This is a genomic window from Actinoplanes sp. NPDC049118 (assembly GCF_040648555.1).
In the GTDB taxonomy this organism is placed as follows: Bacteria; Actinomycetota; Actinomycetes; order Mycobacteriales; family Micromonosporaceae; genus Actinoplanes.
Window position 1 is genome coordinate 121,631 of sequence record NZ_JBEZDY010000007.1, and the last position, 16,184, is coordinate 137,814.

Annotated in this window: 16 protein-coding genes and 1 tRNA gene; 8 read left to right on the forward strand and 9 right to left on the reverse strand. The window is 70.0% G+C overall.

Annotation, left to right across the window (positions count from 1 at the left end; all coding sequences use genetic code 11):
• Positions 1-238: 238 nt before the first annotated feature.
• Complete coding sequence (locus AB0B58_RS12760) at positions 239-361, reverse strand: hypothetical protein (protein WP_360222144.1); 123 nt, start codon at positions 359-361, stop codon at positions 239-241.
• Between the two features lie 83 nt (positions 362-444).
• Between AB0B58_RS12760 and AB0B58_RS12765 the strand changes: the two genes are divergently transcribed.
• Both AB0B58_RS12765 and AB0B58_RS12770 read left to right on the forward strand, forming a co-directional pair.
• Entirely contained in the window at positions 445-705 is a 261-nt protein-coding gene (locus AB0B58_RS12765) for a hypothetical protein (RefSeq protein ID WP_360222147.1), read from the forward strand.
• Positions 706-746: 41 nt separating this feature from the next.
• Positions 747-1,190 (forward strand): hypothetical protein, encoded by a 444-nt coding sequence (locus tag AB0B58_RS12770; RefSeq protein ID WP_360222150.1) that lies wholly within the window; start codon positions 747-749, stop codon positions 1,188-1,190.
• A 307-nt stretch (positions 1,191-1,497) separates the two neighbouring features.
• Here AB0B58_RS12770 and AB0B58_RS12775 read toward each other — a convergent pair whose 3' ends face one another.
• Positions 1,498-2,814, reverse strand: a complete 1,317-nt coding sequence (locus tag AB0B58_RS12775; RefSeq protein WP_360222153.1) for a hypothetical protein — start codon at positions 2,812-2,814, stop codon at positions 1,498-1,500.
• A gap of 319 nt (positions 2,815-3,133) precedes the next feature.
• Here AB0B58_RS12775 and AB0B58_RS12780 point away from each other — a divergent pair, with 319 nt between their 5' ends.
• Positions 3,134-3,631 (forward strand): hypothetical protein, encoded by a 498-nt coding sequence (locus AB0B58_RS12780; protein WP_360222156.1) that lies wholly within the window; start codon positions 3,134-3,136, stop codon positions 3,629-3,631.
• Positions 3,632-4,358: 727 nt separating this feature from the next.
• Here the strand turns inward: AB0B58_RS12780 and AB0B58_RS12785 are convergent.
• Both AB0B58_RS12785 and AB0B58_RS12790 read right to left on the reverse strand, forming a co-directional pair.
• Positions 4,359-4,429 (reverse strand) — tRNA-Gly (locus AB0B58_RS12785).
• Positions 4,430-4,568: 139 nt separating this feature from the next.
• The gene (locus AB0B58_RS12790; protein WP_360222159.1) at positions 4,569-5,084 is read right to left on the reverse strand and encodes a pyridoxamine 5'-phosphate oxidase family protein; all 516 of its coding nucleotides are present in this window, start codon (positions 5,082-5,084) and stop codon (positions 4,569-4,571) included.
• 75 nt (positions 5,085-5,159) lie between these two features.
• Here AB0B58_RS12790 and dcd point away from each other — a divergent pair, with 75 nt between their 5' ends.
• Entirely contained in the window at positions 5,160-5,738 is a 579-nt protein-coding gene (gene dcd, locus AB0B58_RS12795) for a dCTP deaminase (protein ID WP_360222162.1), read from the forward strand.
• A 165-nt stretch (positions 5,739-5,903) separates the two neighbouring features.
• Here dcd and AB0B58_RS12800 read toward each other — a convergent pair whose 3' ends face one another.
• The 3 genes from AB0B58_RS12800 to AB0B58_RS12810 all read right to left on the reverse strand — a co-directional run bounded on the left by AB0B58_RS12800 (position 5,904) and on the right by AB0B58_RS12810 (position 9,222).
• Positions 5,904-6,794, reverse strand: a complete 891-nt coding sequence (locus tag AB0B58_RS12800; protein WP_360222165.1) for a LamG-like jellyroll fold domain-containing protein — start codon at positions 6,792-6,794, stop codon at positions 5,904-5,906.
• 75 nt (positions 6,795-6,869) lie between these two features.
• Positions 6,870-7,895 carry a hemolysin family protein gene (locus tag AB0B58_RS12805; protein WP_360222168.1) on the reverse strand — a complete coding sequence of 342 codons (1,026 nt, stop codon included), beginning with the start codon at positions 7,893-7,895 and terminating at the stop codon, positions 6,870-6,872.
• Complete coding sequence (locus AB0B58_RS12810; RefSeq protein WP_360222171.1) at positions 7,888-9,222, reverse strand: hemolysin family protein; 1,335 nt, start codon at positions 9,220-9,222, stop codon at positions 7,888-7,890. The genes AB0B58_RS12805 and AB0B58_RS12810 overlap by 8 nt, the downstream gene beginning before the upstream one ends.
• 140 nt (positions 9,223-9,362) lie before the next feature.
• On the opposite strand from AB0B58_RS12810, the gene AB0B58_RS12815 reads away from it, so the two are divergent.
• Positions 9,363-10,025: a GPP34 family phosphoprotein gene (locus AB0B58_RS12815; protein WP_360222174.1), complete on the forward strand. Its 663-nt coding sequence runs from the start codon at positions 9,363-9,365 to the stop codon at positions 10,023-10,025.
• On the opposite strand, the gene AB0B58_RS12820 is transcribed toward AB0B58_RS12815, so the two are convergent.
• On the reverse strand, positions 10,022-12,172 hold the full coding sequence (locus AB0B58_RS12820; protein ID WP_360222177.1) for a (Fe-S)-binding protein: 2,151 nt from the start codon (positions 12,170-12,172) through the stop codon (positions 10,022-10,024). The two genes, AB0B58_RS12815 and AB0B58_RS12820, sit on opposite strands and share 4 nt — an antisense overlap.
• Positions 12,173-12,376: 204 nt before the next feature.
• Complete coding sequence (locus AB0B58_RS12825) at positions 12,377-12,640, reverse strand: cell division protein CrgA (RefSeq protein WP_360222180.1); 264 nt, start codon at positions 12,638-12,640, stop codon at positions 12,377-12,379.
• 170 nt (positions 12,641-12,810) lie between these two features.
• On the opposite strand from AB0B58_RS12825, the gene AB0B58_RS12830 reads away from it, so the two are divergent.
• Genes AB0B58_RS12830 through AB0B58_RS12840 form a run of 3 tightly spaced genes read left to right on the forward strand, consistent with a single transcriptional unit; the run spans position 12,811 to position 16,180 of the window.
• Positions 12,811-13,620 (forward strand): DUF881 domain-containing protein, encoded by an 810-nt coding sequence (locus tag AB0B58_RS12830; RefSeq protein ID WP_360222183.1) that lies wholly within the window; start codon positions 12,811-12,813, stop codon positions 13,618-13,620.
• Complete coding sequence (locus AB0B58_RS12835) at positions 13,620-15,887, forward strand: class E sortase (RefSeq protein ID WP_360222186.1); 2,268 nt, start codon at positions 13,620-13,622, stop codon at positions 15,885-15,887. Before AB0B58_RS12830 ends, AB0B58_RS12835 begins: the two co-directional genes overlap by 1 nt.
• 11 nt (positions 15,888-15,898) lie before the next feature.
• The gene (locus tag AB0B58_RS12840) at positions 15,899-16,180 is read left to right on the forward strand and encodes a hypothetical protein (RefSeq protein ID WP_360222189.1); all 282 of its coding nucleotides are present in this window, start codon (positions 15,899-15,901) and stop codon (positions 16,178-16,180) included.
• Positions 16,181-16,184: the final 4 nt, after the last annotated feature.

The window sequence follows — 16,184 nt, forward strand, 5'->3', positions numbered from 1 at the left end:
GACACGTACGGTTATCGACATAAGTCCGATCGGCCGTCGGTCGCGATTGGACCTGCAACTGCGAAACGGCACCCGTCTAGCCACGGATGCCGTTTCAGATCACCCGCCCAGGAATCCGCTAGAACCCGAGGAAGGCATCGCCATGACCGTAACAAGGCCATCCGCCCCGGACAACGAAGCGTCACGGCCAGTTTCACCTAGAGTGATTCGTGGCATCCACGCCGTACGGGGACTCCTGCTAGCGCTGGCCGCCTTCATCAGCGCCGTCACCGGACTGATCATCGCCTTGGTGCGAGGCTGAGCCGACCGGCGCGAGCGCCACGCCGATCGGTGCGGCCGCCGCGTCGCCGAGCCTGGCCATGGGGCCTCCCTTCGTCTTCGCCGACAGCAAGGGCTTCCGCTACTCCCGGAGCACGGGCCATCCCGCTCGTCGCCAAGGCGCCGATGGCGACCACGGGGCCGACCAGCGTCAAGGTCGGCAGCACCATCCCGCTCAAGTGGTCGATCTCGGGCCGGGGCGTGAACGCCGGCACCGTCAAGTCGGCCAGGTTCCTGACCGACGGGGCGAGCTACAAGATGGTCAAGTCCGGTCCGCACTGGCACCTCAACGTGCAGACTCCGAAGACATGGGCGGCAACCACCCAGGTCTTCCGGATCACCCTGGTCGACGGGTCCACGTACGAAGCGGAGTTCACGCTGAAATGAGCCGGCCCCGATCCCGGACATCCGTAGCGGTGCGGGCAGCAATGCTCCTGCTCGCACCGCTGCTGGCCGCATGCACCGACCCGCCCGCCGACGGCCTGACCGGCACGGCCGTCGCCCTGGACGACACCGGGCGCGGCGAGTCGCCGATCGACGAGGGCTGGATCATCGCCGTACCGGCCACAGCCGTCGACGGCCTGTGGAGCACCACCGGCAACGACCCCATCGACAACCAGAACCCGAAGGACGTATCTGCGCGAGTCAGTCGTGACCAGGTGACCCAGGCCGGCGGCGTGGTCGCCTCCCTCGACGATGACGGCGAGTTCGTCCTACCCGCCAAGGAAGGCGCACACCTCCTCTGCCATCTAGAGCGGGGCGAGAGTGGGCGCGAATGGGCTCGAGGCTGCGGGTTCCTGACCCTGCCGGCGTCCGGCGAGCTGAGGATCACCGACGGAGAAGGCGGCTTCTACGCGGAGATGAAGGAGTAGGACCTCGGCCTCAAACCTGGGCGCGCACTTCGGCGGGGCCGCTGAGGCGAGCTAATGACCCATCCCTGTTTCAACATGACCCAGCAATACGGAGGCTCTGGCGGGACATCGTCCTGACCGGGCTTCCGTATGTGGAGCGGGAGTTGCCTGGAGTAGCCCAACGACGCCTGGACCAATGGCATGTCAATGGCACGGCGACAGCAAGCCAGCTTCAATCGAAGCTCCGTCTCCGCCGCGATGTAGAGGACGACGGATGCCCCACCGCCGACGACCGGCGATGGGGCATCTGTGCGGGACGGCTCGTGGTTCAGCGCAGACGATGCAGGTAGACGTCGCTGCGGAGGTTCGTGTCGTCGACGGTCAACGCTCCGTCGGTGGTGAACACCACGACGCTGCCGTCCGCCGAGATCGCTGGGTAGTAGGAGGGTCGGGTGTTCGGTGCGCCGCCGGCGCTGACGAGGGTGGTGGTGCCGTCCACCGTGTCGCGGACGAAGATGTCGCGCACGCCATTGGTGTCGCCGGCTACAAAGTTCGTCGCCTCGCTGTCGAAGGCGATGTACCGGCCGTCGGCAGACATCGACGCGCCGGTGATGAGGAGGCCGCTGGCTTTGTCACCCTGGACGCCGTCAACTCCCACACTGACTCGGGTCACCGTGCCGGTCGCCAGCTCGACACGGTAAGCGTCGGTGACGCGGTTGGTGTCCTCGGGGACCATGACACTGTCCGTGAGGAGGGTCGCGTACCGGCCGTCCGGGGACACCGTCACGGGGGTTCCCACTTTCGGGATCGCGTAGCCGAGGCTCGACAGCGATGTCGCGTTGACCCGAACGGTGGTGCCGGACTGCAAGTCGCGCACGTACGCGTTCATGGCGATGAAACGCGGCGAGGGAACGATCTGCCGGTCGGAGGAGACGAAGCTGACGTACCGGCCATCGGCCGAGATCCTCGGCAGGCTGCTGTCCTCGGTACCGGACGTGCCGTCGGGCCGGACGCTGACCTCAGCGGTGGTACCGGTTTCCCGGTCGTGCAGGAGCACCTTGGACTTCGGGCCGACGGCGCCCGGGGCGAGATTTGTCGCGGTCGTACTGAACGTGACCCACCGGCCGTCGGCGGACAGCCCTGGATTCTGGCTCGGGCCATTGCCCTCGGTGCCGTCCGTGGCCACGCTCACCCGGCTCGTGGTGCCGGCCTGCCGGTCGTGCACGAAGACGTCGGCGACCTTGTTGGTGTCACCCTGCACCAGGTTGCTGGCGGACGAGTAGAAGGCGACAAACCTGCCGTCGTGGGACAGGGCGGCGCCGTAGCTGGCGGCGTTGGCCGCGGTGCCGTCGGTGGCCACGCTGACCCGGGTGTTGACTCCGGTGCTCAGATCTCGGACGAAGATGTCGTGCGCGTTATTGAGGTCTCGCTGGACGATGTTGATGGCATTGGAGCCGAAGGCGACGAACCTGCCGTCTCCGGAGACGGCAGGAAAGTCGCTGGAGTCGTTGGCTTCCGCGCCGTCATAGGCCAATGTGACCCGAAGTGTGCCTGGCGGCTCGTCCGCCCATGCTCCCGGTGCGGCGACCACCACAGTGGCCCCCACGGCGAGCGCGGTCACGCTCGACAATACGATGCGACGCATCGCACCCCTCCCCCGTATCGATGAGTATCCCCCGCCCAGGGCAGGGGACGGCGCCGAGACTATCAACGACCATCACCGTCCGGCTCTTGGCTCTCCGGGCTCAGGCATTGTCAGCTGGTGGGGTGATGCCGTTGGGACTGCCAGCGCCGGAAATCCAATACAGCGTCTGCCACGGCGGATATGCGAAACGGGGCTGTGATCGTGGATCAGATCGGCTGCGGCAACTCGCCAGCATACCCTTTCACCGTGGTTTAGCAGAACGCGCCGGCCACGATCGGCTGGCATGATTTGGCCGCCAAGGACAAGGCAAAGGGAAGCGATGGATATCGCAGGGTTCTTCAAGCGCTTCTTCGGGCAGATGGCCGCCTTGCCGGAAATGGCCAGGTCCGACACGGTGGCCTCCCTGGTGCCGACCGACGCGCAGTACGTCACCGTGGGGCCCATCGCCGTGCTGCCCGACGTCTGGCAGTTCAACAACGGCGCGCCGGGTACCGTGTACGGCCGTGACCTGGGCTACCTGCCGGCCAAGTACCACCAGGAGATCGCCTATCTGGTGCGCACTCATGATCGGCTAGCGGTCATCGAGCGGGCCGGGCCGCGCTGGTCCTGCCCCACCGTTCACATCACCGACCTGGACGGGCATCGCGGAGGAGGCTTTCTCGTGTTCACGCGCGGAGCCGAGGGGCTCGCGATAGGGCCGCAATCGCCTGTCCAGGTGCCGCCGGGCTACTCGTTCCGAACCGTGCGCGGAGTGACGAACCTGTTTCTCGGCTGGGATTCGGAGCTGACCCCGTTCGGCATCCGACGACATTTCTGAAACGCGCGTCGAGGAAATGGCCCAAGGCAATGTTTCGTAGGGCTCGGAGCCATTGGTTGATGGCAGCGGCGGTGAGGGTGGCTTCGTATCGGACGGCAAGCTTGTCTGCCACGCCCTACGAAACACGGCCTTGCCCACTGATGGCCCACGACCGATACCGGCCCGCGTTGAGCGCCCACCGCACCGTGGGGGTCTGGGGGGTCGCTCCCCAGGCAGGAATGCGAGGAGCCCCAGGTCCGCACACTTCGCGGACAAGGGGCTCCCGGAGACGAGCGGGTGACGGGAATCAAACCCGCACTGTCAGCTTGAGAACTGGAGCCCGGAGCCAACCGGCAAGTCGACTGCCGAGACAAGTGGTCGACCCGCTAATGGCCCGCGACCCGATACCGGCCCGCGCTGAGCGGCCACCGCACAGTGGGGGTCTGGGGGGTCGCCCCCCAGGCAGGAATGCGAGGAGCCCCAGGTCCGCACACTTCGCGGACAGGGGCTCCCGGAGACGAGCGGGTGACGGGAATCAAACCCGCACTGTCAGCTTGAGAACTGGAGCCCGGAGCCAACCGGCAAGTCAACTGCCGAGACAAGTGGTCGACCCGCTAATGGCCCGCGACCCGATACCGGCTCGCGCTGAGCGGCCACCGCACCGTGGGGGTCTGGGGGGTCGCCCCCCAGGCAGGAATGCGAGGAGCCCCAGGTCCGCGCACTTCGCGGACAGGGGCTCCCAACGACGAGCGGGTGACGGGAATCGAACCCGCACTGTCAGCTTGGGAAGCTGATGTTCTGCCATTGAACTACACCCGCGAGCGGCACCACTGTACCCGATGAAGGGGTTTCGTGGCGTAGCCGCCCCGTAGCAGGCACCGGCCGGACGCGGCGCGGCCCAGCTCCCTCCAGGCCTGGCAGCGCCCCGCGGACGCAGAACGCGGTGTCCGGCCGGTGCCTACGATCTGGTGGCTGCGACCAGTGGGCGGGCTAAGCTCGTCGCCAGGTCGTGCCACGTTTGGGTGATTGGTGGGTGGCGCTGGGTCATCGCCAGCGGGAGTGCGCCGCCCGGTCCGTGCCGGCGGACCATTGCCGTTTCGATGTCGAACTCGAAGAGGCGCCAGTCGACCATGGGCGAGGCGCGCAGGGCGTCGGCGAGGCGGGCGATCACCGCCGGGTCCGTCACCGGGCGGGCGCGACCGGCCACATAGGCCTCGTCGTCGCTCTCCTCCGGCGGGTACGAATGCAGGGCGTAGCGCCCGTCGCGCTCCAGGTCACGGCGTTTCGCCGAGTCGACGACGAAGCAGTAGAGCCCCTCATCGGTGACGACCGGGGAGACCGGGTGCACGCGCGGGCCGCCGTCGGCACGGACCGTGGCCAGGTAGCCCATGCCGGGACCGTACTGCTGGAGCAGCGCGCGGACGGCCGAGGCGAGCTCGGGCTCGGCGGCGGCGAATTCGGACCAGGAAGCCATGCGACCATGATATCGAACATATGTACGAGACGACCACTGAACGCGCATCTTAAAGCCGGTCGGTATGGTGTTGCGATGCTGCTGTCCGACCGTGACCTGGTCTCCGAGATCAAGTCGGAAAACCTCGCTCTCGAGCCGTTCGAGCCGGAGCTGATGCAGCCGTCCAGCATCGACGTCCGGCTGGACCGCTTCTTCCGCGTGTTCAACAACCATCTGTACACGCACATCGACCCGGCCGAGCAGCAGGACGACCTGACCGCCGCGGTGGAGGTCTCCGACGGTCAGCCGTTCGTGTTGCACCCGGGCGAGTTCGTGCTGGCCTCGACCCTCGAGGTGATCACGCTCGGCGACCAGCTCGCCGGCCGGCTCGAGGGCAAGAGCAGCCTGGGCCGCCTCGGCCTGCTGACGCACTCGACGGCGGGCTTCATCGACCCGGGCTTTTCCGGGCACGTCACGCTGGAGCTCTCCAACGTGGCCAACCTGCCGATCAAGCTCTGGCCGGGCATGAAGATCGGCCAGCTCTGCATCTTCCGCCTGTCGTCCCCGGCGGAACACCCGTACGGCTCGGCGGTCTACGGCTCCCGCTACCAGGGCCAGCGCGGCCCGACCCCGAGCCGCAGCCACCACAACTTCCGCACCTGGCCGACCAGCTGAGACCCAAGGGTCAGGATCAACGGCATGATGTCGTGCCTGGTTGCATGGATCTGACCGTCGCTCCCGCCGAGACCGGGCGGGGGCGGCCAATCGCCTGGCGGCTCATGAGCGGCCACCCCCACCCTGCCAGGTCCGTGCTCCCTCGAAACCCGGCAGACCCCCCGGTCAGTTGATGGTCAGGTAGACGTCGTCGACCCGGCCGGCGAATTGGTCGTTGCCCATGTTCGGGCCCTTGCCGCCCACCCGCAGCGGCTCGGCGTTCGCGATCGACAGGGTCGGCGGCACCGGCACCCAGGCCCGCTCGACGCCGTCCACGATGGTCGTCAGGCGGTTTCGGCTGCGGGCGCACATCAGGTTGTGCCACATGCCGTCCGCCACGTCCATGAACGGCTCCGCGCGGTAGATCCGGGTCCGGCCCGCGATCACGCAGCTCGGGTGGCCCATCCGGTGGTCGACCTGGAGCTTGAACTGGCTCGTCCCGCCCACCGAGTACCCCTTCTGGAAGACGTTCGCGCCGTCCGAGAGGTCTGCGTGGGTCATCAGGATCGACGCGCCGTACTGCATCGGGCGGGTTCCGGGGTTGAGCCGGTCGTCGCGGGTTCCCTCCAGGATCGCCCGCGGGCACTGGCGCTCGCGGAGCAGGGTGCAGCGGTTCGGGTACTGGACCGCGAGGCCGTTGCCCTGCGGTACCAGGCTCAGCGTTCCGCCGTTCTGGGCGAGCGGGCGCAGCGCGAACGCGCCGCCCAGGTCCGTGATCGGTTGTTGGATCCCGCCGTCGAAGGTGTACCGGACCGCGACCGGCGCCGCCGCGACGCCGACCTGGCCGCCGCGTTGCGGCGATGCCCCGAAGCCGATGTTGATGCCGGTGAGCACCCCCGCGGACGGGCGGGGCTGGAGGGCTAAGTACTGCGGGCTGATTCGGGGCGCGGCGTCGCTCGGTGGGGAGAAGCGGGCGACCATGAGCAGACCGGCGCCGAGAGCGGTGGTCGCTACCAGCGCGGCGAGGGGACTGACGCGCCGGCGTGCGCCTCGCGGTGACCGTCGGTTGTCGAACATGCCACTATTGTCCGGAACGCCCGATTGATGCCTGGATGCGCCCCCCGTTTTGGGTTAAATGTGGCGAAAAGCACCCTACGCCGCCGTTCGGGCAGTAGGTTCGCCGATCACCGCGTGCAGGACATCGTCGAGCGCGATCACGCCCAGCGGATGGCGGCCGTCGCTGACGAGCACGATGTGCCGCCGGTCGCGCCGCATCGTCAGCAGCAGGTCCGCCAGCGTCCGGTCCGGCGGTACCACCGCCAGCGGACGGATGACCTCGGCGGGGACCGGGAGGCTGCGCTGCGCTCCGGCGTACCCGAGGACGTCCTTGATGTGCACGAACCCGAGCACGCGCCGGGTCTCGCGCTGCACGACGGGGAAGCGGGACCGGCCGCTGCGGGTCGCCACCGCCTCGATGGTGGCCGGCGACGCGTCGTCGGCGACCGTCGTCACGCCCGACCAGGGCTGCAGGGTGTCCGCGGCGGTCCGGACGTTGAGGCCGAGCGCGGCGTGGATCCGGGCGTACTGCTCGGTGCCGAGCAGGCCCTCGGCCCGGGCCTGGGTGACCATGCCGGCGAGCTCCTCCGCGGTGAAGACCGTCTTGACCGCCTCGGTCGCCTCGATCTTCCACGGCGAGAGGACCATCCGCGCCGCCCAGCGCATCGCGGTGAGCAGCGGCTTGGTGGCCGTGCAGAACGCCAGCATGAACGGGCCGAGCACGAGCGCCGACCGCTCCGGCCCGGCCAGCGTGATGTTCTTCGGAACCATCTCGCCGACGACCGTGTGCAGGAACACCACGATGCCGAGGCCGATCACGAACGCGACCGGGTGAAGCGCGCGCTCCGGCAGGCCCGCCGCGGTCAGCGGCCCCTCCAGCACGTGCGCGAGCGCCGGCTCGGCGATCGCGCCCAGGCCGAGCGAGCAGACGGTGATGCCCAGCTGGGCGCCCGCGATCATCAGCGGGATCTGGTTCATCGCCGAGAGTGCCCAGCGTGCGCGCCGCGACGTCGCCGCAAGCGGCTCCAGCGCCGTACGCCGGGAGGCGATCAGCGCGAACTCCCCGCCGACGAAGAGCGCATTGCCGAGCAGGAACACGACGGTGATCAGCAGTTCAGTCATCGGCGGGCTCCGGCGGGGCGACGACCCGGACCTGCTCGATGCGGTGCCGGTCGACCTGCATGACGGTGAACTCCCAGCCCGCGTCCTCGATCGATTCCCCGGCGACCGGGATGTGCCCGAGCCGGGAGAGCAGGAAGCCGGCCAGCGTCTCGTACGGGCCCTCGGGCAGGCGGAAGCCGGTCTGCTCGACCACCTCGTCCTCGCGGAGCAGCCCGTCGACCAGGTACGTCTTGTCGCCGCCGGGTACGGTCAGCTCCTCGCTGCCCGCCTCGGCGAAGTCGACGTCGTACTCGTCCGCGATCTCGCCGACCAGCTCCTCGATCAGGTCCTCGACCGTGACCACGCCGTCGGTGCCGCCGTACTCGTCGACGACGATCGCCAGGTCCGCGTCGGCCGCCCGCAGCGCGGCCAGCACCTTGTCCAGGGGGAGGCTCTCCGGCACGTAGACGGGCTCGCGGGCGACCGACGACACCGGCGTCGCGGCCCGGCGTTCGGGCGGAACACCGAGCGCGTCCGAGACGCCGACCACGCCGACCACCAGGTCGAGCGTCGACTCGTACACGGGGAAGCGGGTGTGTCCGGTCGCGCGCGAGACCGCGATGACGTCGGCGACGCTCGCGGTGGTCTTGAGGCCGACCACGTCGACGCGCGGGGTCATCGCCTTGGCCGCGCGCTTCTCTCCGAAGCGGATGGTGCGGCGCAGCAGCGTCGCGGTCTCGGTCGGCAGCGCGCCGGCCCGGGCGCTGATCGCGGCGAGCAGGCCCAGCTCCTCGGGCGAGCGGGCGCTGGCGAGCTCCTCCTGCGGCTCGATGCCCAGGCGCCGGACCAGCCAGTTCGCCGAGCCGTTGAGGGCGCCGATCAGCCATTTGAAGAGCCGGGAGAACGCCCGCAGCGGCGCCGCGGTCGCCAGGGCCACCCGCATCGGGCGGGCCAGCGCCGCATTCTTGGGCACGAGCTCGCCGAAGAGCATCGACACCAGGGTGGCGAGGCCCAGCGCGAGCACGTGCGTCACGGTCTCGGTGGCGCCGCCGGCGATCGGCTCGATCGCCGGCCGGAACAGCCGGGACAGCGCCGGCTCGGCCAGGTAGCCGGTCAGCAGCGCCGTGAGCGTGATGCCGAGCTGGGTGCCGGAGAGCTGGAACGAGAGCTCGTGCAGCGCGTGCCGGACCGTACGGGCGCGCCGGTCACCCGCGTCGGCCCGCTTTCCGATCTCCACCCGGTCGACGGTGACCAGCCCGAACTCGGCGGCCACGAAGAACGCGTTGCCGGCGGTGAGAAGCGCGAAAGCGGCCAGCGGGAGCGCCGCGGTGAGGAACAGGCCGTCCATGATCGGTTCACCTCGGCCCTCATTGTGCCGGAACGCCCCGCATCCCGTGTGCTCGTGGTCCGGCCGCGCCGCGGTGCCGCCGGCGCCGGCGCCGGCCCGCTCGGCGGGTGCCCCGATGGCCTGCGGGTTACGGTCGGGGGATGAATCTTGCCGAGGAGTTGGCGTTGCTCGCGTACGGCGACGACGGTGTCGCGGACATCGACAGCGTGCATCTCGACAACGGCCTGGGCGGGTCACTGCTGCTGGAGCTCGCCCTGGCCGGCCGGGTGGACGTCGAGGACAAGAAGGTCGTCGTCCGGGACCCGGCGCCGACCGGCGATCAGCTGGTCGACCGGGCCCTCGACCGGCTCGTGTCCGACGGCAGGCCGCGGCGGCCCAGCCACTGGGTGGCGAAGTTCGCCAAGGACACCCGCGGCCCCACCCTCGACCGGCTCGTCGCCGAGGGCGTGCTGACCCGGGAACAGGACCGGGTGCTGCTCGTCTTTCCGCGTACGCGATATCCGGCTCCGGACGGCGTCGAGCCCGCGCCGGAGACCGACGCCCGGCAGCGGCTGGCCGCCGCCGTTTCGGAGGCGGGGCCGGTCGAGCCGCGCACGGCCGCGCTCTGCGCCCTGGTCGCCGCCACCGGCCTGGACCGCAAGATCTTCCGCGACCTGGACCGCAAGCTGGTCAAGGCCCGGCTGAAGGAGATCTCGGAGGGCGCCTGGGCCGCCGCGGCGGTCAAGAAGACCATCGAGGAGATCCAGGCCGCCGTCGTCGTCGCCGTGGTGGCGGCCACCAGCGCGACCGCCGTGACGTCCTAGGCGGGAGCCTTGTCGCCCTTGATCGAACGGAGCAGGACGCTGGCCACGTCGACGACCTCGACGTTCTCCTGCTCGCCCTTGCCGGTCACGCCGTCGCCGATCATCGTGTAGCAGAACGGGCAGCCGACGGCGATCGTCTTCGCGCCGGTCGCCAGGGCCTCCTCGGTGCGCTCCACGTTGATCCGCTTGCCGATCTTCTCCTCCATCCACATGCGGGCGCCGCCGGCGCCGCAGCAGAAGGACCGCTCGGAGTTGCGCGGCATCTCGGTGAGGCCGCCCGCGATCGCGCTGCCCAGAACCTCGCGGGGCGCCTCGAAGACGCGGTTGTGCCGGCCCAGGTAGCAGGGGTCGTGGTACGTCACGCCGCCGTCGACCGGCTGGACCGGGGTCAGCTTGCCCTCGGCGACCAGGTGGGCCAGCAGCTGGGTGTGGTGCACGACTTCGACCTTGAGGCCGAGCTGCTCGTACTCGTTGCCGAGGGTGTTGAAGCAGTGCGGGCAGGTCGCCACGATCCGCTTGACGTTCGCCTCCTGCAGGGTCTCCACGTTCTGCTGGGCCAGCATCTGGAAGACGAACTCGTTGCCGATGCGGCGGGCCGGGTCGCCCGTGCAGGTCTCGCCCTCGCCGAGGATGGCGAAGTCGACACCGGCCTCGTGCAGCAGCGTCGCGACCGCCCGGGTGGTCTTCTTGGCCCGGTCCTCGAACGCGCCCGCGCAGCCCACCCAGAAGAGGTAGTCGAAGTCGGCCTCGCCGACCCGCTTGATCTCGAAGTCCAGGCCCTTGGTCCAGTCCTCGCGGGTGTTCTGCGGCGCGCCCCAGGGGTTGCCCTTGTTCTCCAGGTTGCGCAGCATGACGCCGGCCTCGGCCGGGAAGCTCGACTCGATCAGCACCTGGTAGCGGCGCATGTCGACGATGTGGTCGATGTGCTCGATGTCCACCGGGCACTGCTCGACGCAGGCGCCGCAGGTGGTGCAGGACCAGAGCACGTCCGGGTCGATGACGCCCTGCTCCGCCTCGGTACCGATCAGCGGCCGGTTCCCCTCGGCCAGCGCGAGAACGTCCAGGTGCGCGAGCTGCGCCTCGGTGGCCTGCTCCTCGCCCGTCAGGTCCTTGCCGCCGCCGGCCAGCATGTACGGCGCCTTCGCGTACGCGTGATCCCGCAGCGACAGGATCATCAGCTTCGGCGAGAGCGGCTTGGCGGTGTTCCAGGCCGGGCACTGCGACTGGCAGCGACCGCACTCGGTGCAGGTCGAGAAGTCGAGCAGACCCTTCCAGGTGAACTGCTCGACCTGGGCGACGCCGAACTGGTCCTTCTCGGGGTCGGCCTCCTCGAAGTCGAGCGGCTTGCCCTCGCTCATCATCGGCCGCAGCGCACCCAGGCCGGAGCCGGCGGGCTTCTCCGGGCTGCGCTTGAAGAAGATGTTGAAGAACGCGAGGAAGCGGTGCCAGGCGACGCCCATCGTCACGTTCAGCGAGATGGTGATCAGCCAGCTCATCGAGATCAGGATCTTGACGAGGGCCGTCCAGGTGGCGCCGTCCTCCCAGGCCGGGAGCAGCGCGCCGATGCCGTGGCTGACCGGGGTCGCCCAGAGCGGGTACTCGAAGTGGTCGGTGGCGACCTTGAAGCCGCGGATCAGGAAGCCGCAGATCAGGACGGCGATGATGATCGCCTCGACGAAGTACGCCTGCCACATCGTGGAGCCGGTGAAGCGGGACAGGCCCTTGCCGCGACCCGGCTTGTTCAGCTGGCGGATCACGATCAGCACCAGGATGCCGATCGTGCCGAACACGCCGATCCACTCGGTCGCGAGACCGAAGAGCATCCAGTGGCCGATGATCGGCAGACCCAGCTCAGCGCTGACCACCTCGAAGTAGGCCTCGAGGACCAGCAGCGACAGCACCAGGAACGCGATCATCACGAACCAGTGCGCCGCGCCGACGACGCCCCACTTGAGCATTCGGGTGTGGCCGAGCGTCTCGACCAGCATCGTCTTCGTCCGGGTCGCCTTGTCGCCGAAGCGCTCGGGGTCGGCCTTGCCGTGCCGGATCACCGCGGTCATCGCCATGACCGCGCGTACGGCGAGGACGACGGCGACGAGGGTGACGGCGCCCGCCATGACGGTGGCGATGATCTGCGCGGTGCCCATGTGCGTTGTGCCTCCTCGGTCGGCTGACTCGCCGGCCCATGTTACCCACGAGTAATCAGATTGCACGCGGGCAACCCGGTCGACTTTTCCGTCGCTCAGCCGAAAGCGCACCCCGCGCGGTTCTGACGGCGGGGTGCGCTGCCGGACAAATCAGACGAAGATCACGTTACCGCTTGAGGGGCGACCTCGCGGCGCGCTCGCGGGTTAGCGCCAGCGGGACAGGATGCCCAGCGAGGCGACCATGCAGCCGAAGCCGACCAGGAGGTTCCAGTACTTCCAGGCCTCGACCGGGTACTGCTGCTCCGAGAGGTAGTAGACCACCAGCCAGGAGATGCCGAAAACGATCAAGGCGACCGCCGTGATCGGCAGCCAGACCGGACTCGGCTTCTTTGACGCCGCCGCCGCGGCCGGACGGATGTCCGTCGGCGGGGTGTAGACCTTCTTCTTGCGAACCTGTGACTTCGGCACGGCGCTCTCCTGAGGGCAACAAGTGGTGAACAACCCACCCCTGAGCGGCTCCGGGGGACCCCGAAAGCTGCCCGTGGCGAATACTGTTCGATAGCTAGCGTAGTCAAGGCGGCGCGCGTACAGGCACCCGCCGGTGGGTTTTTCGGCCGAGCCGAGGGAGGACAACCGACGTGGAGTACACCACGGGGGCGCCCTCGTGGCGACTTGTCCTGCGACGAGCCCTCGGTGGACTGCGCCCGAGGAGGCCGAGTCAGCGCCAGCGCGGCTGGTCGATCGCGGTCCCGTTGATCGGGCTCGCGGCCGGCCTGCTCTTCACCACCTCGGCCACGACGGCCGACGGCACGGCACTGCGCGACGACCGTAGACCCCAGTTGGCCCAGCTTATCGCCGACAAGCGGGCCCGGCTCGAAGACCGCGAGGAACGTGCCGCCAACCTGCGGGGAGCGGTCGACCAGGACGCCGCGAAACTCGCAGACGTCGACGAGCCGGTCAAATCCGCCCGCGAGCGCGCCGACGCGATGCGCGCCGGCGCCGGCTTCACCGCGCTCCGGGGCCCGGGCCTCACGGTCCGCCTCAACGACTCGCCGCAGCGCACCACCGGCGGCGGCACGGACGCGCCGGAGAATGACGATCTGGTCGTTCACCAGGGCGATGTACAGGCCGTGGTGAACGCATTGTGGGCCGGTGGAGCCGAGGCAATGTCGATCATGGATGTCCGCGTCATCTCCACGAGCGCGGTACGCTGTGTCGGCAACACGCTGCTGCTTCACGGCCAGGTCTTCTCGCCGCCTTTCAAGATCACGGCAATCGGCGAACCCACAGCGATGCACCAGGCGTTGGAGTCCGCAGAAGGAGTCCAACAATTCCGTGCTGCTGTTGCCGATTTCGGCCTCGGCTATCAGGAAACCGTCGAGAGGAACGTGACTGTGCGGGCGTACGACGGGTCGAGTGACCTCCGATCCGCCGAGGTCACCGAGTGATGGAAACGTCGGACGCCCAGGAGGGCGCGGCGAACTCCGGACGGCATCGCGCACCCGACGGTGACGCGCAGACGGCTTTCATCCCCCGGATCACCGACGCGTCGCCGGACGGCGTGCCCGGCGGGCCGCTGGAGGTGCCCGGCGGGCACGACGGGGCCGCGGCCTTGCCCTCGCCGCTCGCCGCGGGACCGCCCATTTCGGGCGGAAGCCCGCCGCCGGCCGGTTCCGGCGATGCCACCTCACCCGCCGACACCGCCGTCATCGTCACGGACTCCCCCGCCGGGCCGGGCCTCGACCCGGTGGTCGCCCGGGCCGCCGCAGCCGCGCGTGCCGCCGCGAAGGCCGGATCCGCCGCGGCAGTAACGGGGCCCGCGGCGGTAGCCCCGCGAACCGGGCCCGCCGCCCCGTTCGAGCCCGGCCCCGCGCCGGCCCCCGCCGGCAATGCGTTCGACTTCTTCGCCTCCGCCGCCGGGGACGCACCGGCCGCGCCTCGGCAGCCACCGGGCGGGCAGTCCGATCCCGCACCGCCGGCCTCGCCGGGCGTATTCGGTCCCTCTCCCGACGTCGACGAGCGCTCGGCCCTGGACGCCGGTTTCGCCCGGTCCGGCGCGGATGCGCCCTCCGCCGCCGAGGGCCGGGCGGCGAACGGCCACCCGCCGGCCGCTTGGGAGGCCCGGCCCGGCGACGGCCGGGCACGGACCAGCGTCGATCCGCACGACTACGCACGCCCGGGCGGCGAGCCGCCGCTCGCGGACGGCCGCGTGCTCACCCCGGGCCGGGACGACGACGCGTACCGCGACCCCACCGACATCTACCGTCGGCCGCACCTCGAGCCGATGCCGAACGGCGCCGGTCCGGCCTACGGGCGTGACGGCGTGCCTCGGCCCGCCCCTCGCGGTGACTCGCGATCGGACGCGTTCGCGCCTCGCGGCGGCGCTCCGGTCGCCGCCGATCCCGTCGCGCCGGGCGGCGACGCACGTGGCTACGGCCGGCGAAGCCCCGGCGACGGTGCCGTGACCGGTGCCGCCTCCGGCCGGCTGCCCGACGCCGTCGGCGCCGATGCCGCCGAGCGCCGATCGGCCGGCCGCGACGATTCCCGGGACGGGCTGCCGCGCCGGGACGGTGCCGCCTACGACGACCGCACGGCCGCGGCGTTCGGTGCGCGGCCGCCGGTCGACGACCAGCCGGGCGGCCCGGCCCGTCGCCGGGGCGGTATTCCGCACCCCGCGACCCGCGGCCACGAGCCGGCCGAGCCGGGTCAGGACCCCTCGGCCACCGCGATCATCCGCACCGCCGACGCTCCGACGGGCCTGCTTCCGTCCATCCGGCCCAAGGCCGGCAACCGGTCGGCATCGGACCCGGGCAGCCCGGTGCGCACCCCGTTGCCCCCCGGACCCGGCGACAAGGGCGCCGCCTCGGTCGCCGCGGCCACGGCCGCGGCAGCGGCCGATCCCGGCGCCCCAGCGGGCGAGGACGAGGCCGAGAAGCCGCGGCGCGGGGAAAAAGTGGTAAAGCTGCGACCGGAACAGACGGACGAGGGTTACAAGAGCGTGTACTCCGAGTTGACCCGCCCCACACTGGGCTCGCGTATCCGGGCCGGCGTGCGGGTGTCCGGCGAGTTGATGATCACCTTCGGGTTGATCGTGCTGCTCTTCGCCGGCTATCAGGTGTTCGGCAACTCGGCCAAGGTCGAGGACGAGCAGGACACCCTCGCCAACCAGCTCGACGACCAGTGGAACGACCCGACCGTCGCACCCTCTCGGCCGACCAAGGCCGCACCGGCCGCGCCCGGCAAGAACCTGGTCGGCCGCCTCTACATCCCCAAGCTCGGCATGGAGTGGGTCGTCGTCAACGGCGTGCGACCGCAGGACATCCGGTACGCGCCCGGGCATTACCCGGACACCGCCGATCCCGGGAAGGTCGGTAACTTCTCGGTGGCCGGCCACCGGATTCGCAAGATCTTCTGGCGGCTGGACGAGTTGCGGCCCGGCGACGTGATCGGGGTCGAGACCCGCTCCAACTGGTACGTCTACAAGGTCAGCCGCAGTGAGGTCGTGAAGCCCTCCGCCGTCGAGGTGGTGGCGCCGGTGCCCGGCAAGCCGAACGCCAAGCCGACCAAAGCGATGCTCACGCTGACCACCTGCAACCCGAAGTTCAACAACTACCAACGACTCGTGGTCCATGCCGAGCTCGTCGACACGGTCAAGCGCGACGCCGCGCTGCCCGGGGCCGGCAAGCCGGACGAGATGAACAAGTCGAAGGCGTAGGGAGGGCCGCGATGTATGCCTGGATCTGGCGCAAGCTGCCCTTCGGCATGTGGGGCAGGCTGACCGGCTCGCTCGTGCTGGTCGTGATGGCCGGCGCGCTGCTCTGGTACGTCGTCTTCCCGTGGGCGACGCCCCTGCTGCCGTTCGACGACGTGCAGGTGGGCACGGGCACCGAGCAGGGCGGCCCGGCCGGACGTGATCCGAACGCGGTGCCCGGCAACGAGGCGGACCTGGGACCGGACGAGATCCCCTACAACGAGCACACGAACGACCCCGAACCGACTGCCAGCTAGGTGA

What these genes read in the sequence shown, in the direction of transcription:
- AB0B58_RS12760 (WP_360222144.1), bottom strand. Translation starts at nt 361, where the DNA reads ATGGCCAGGCTCGGCGACGCGGCGGCCGCACCGATCGGCGTGGCGCTC.
- AB0B58_RS12765 (WP_360222147.1), top strand. Translation starts at nt 445, where the DNA reads ATGGCGACCACGGGGCCGACCAGCGTCAAGGTCGGCAGCACCATCCCG.
- AB0B58_RS12770 (WP_360222150.1), top strand. Translation starts at nt 747, where the DNA reads ATGCTCCTGCTCGCACCGCTGCTGGCCGCATGCACCGACCCGCCCGCC.
- AB0B58_RS12775 (WP_360222153.1), bottom strand. Translation starts at nt 2,814, where the DNA reads ATGCGTCGCATCGTATTGTCGAGCGTGACCGCGCTCGCCGTGGGGGCC.
- AB0B58_RS12780 (WP_360222156.1), top strand. Translation starts at nt 3,134, where the DNA reads ATGGATATCGCAGGGTTCTTCAAGCGCTTCTTCGGGCAGATGGCCGCC.
- AB0B58_RS12790 (WP_360222159.1), bottom strand. Translation starts at nt 5,084, where the DNA reads ATGGCTTCCTGGTCCGAATTCGCCGCCGCCGAGCCCGAGCTCGCCTCG.
- dcd (WP_360222162.1), top strand. Translation starts at nt 5,160, where the DNA reads ATGCTGCTGTCCGACCGTGACCTGGTCTCCGAGATCAAGTCGGAAAAC.
- AB0B58_RS12800 (WP_360222165.1), bottom strand. Translation starts at nt 6,794, where the DNA reads ATGTTCGACAACCGACGGTCACCGCGAGGCGCACGCCGGCGCGTCAGT.
- AB0B58_RS12805 (WP_360222168.1), bottom strand. Translation starts at nt 7,895, where the DNA reads ATGACTGAACTGCTGATCACCGTCGTGTTCCTGCTCGGCAATGCGCTC.
- AB0B58_RS12810 (WP_360222171.1), bottom strand. Translation starts at nt 9,222, where the DNA reads ATGGACGGCCTGTTCCTCACCGCGGCGCTCCCGCTGGCCGCTTTCGCG.
- AB0B58_RS12815 (WP_360222174.1), top strand. Translation starts at nt 9,363, where the DNA reads ATGAATCTTGCCGAGGAGTTGGCGTTGCTCGCGTACGGCGACGACGGT.
- AB0B58_RS12820 (WP_360222177.1), bottom strand. Translation starts at nt 12,172, where the DNA reads ATGGGCACCGCGCAGATCATCGCCACCGTCATGGCGGGCGCCGTCACC.
- AB0B58_RS12835 (WP_360222186.1), top strand. Translation starts at nt 13,620, where the DNA reads ATGGAAACGTCGGACGCCCAGGAGGGCGCGGCGAACTCCGGACGGCAT.
- AB0B58_RS12840 (WP_360222189.1), top strand. Translation starts at nt 15,899, where the DNA reads ATGTATGCCTGGATCTGGCGCAAGCTGCCCTTCGGCATGTGGGGCAGG.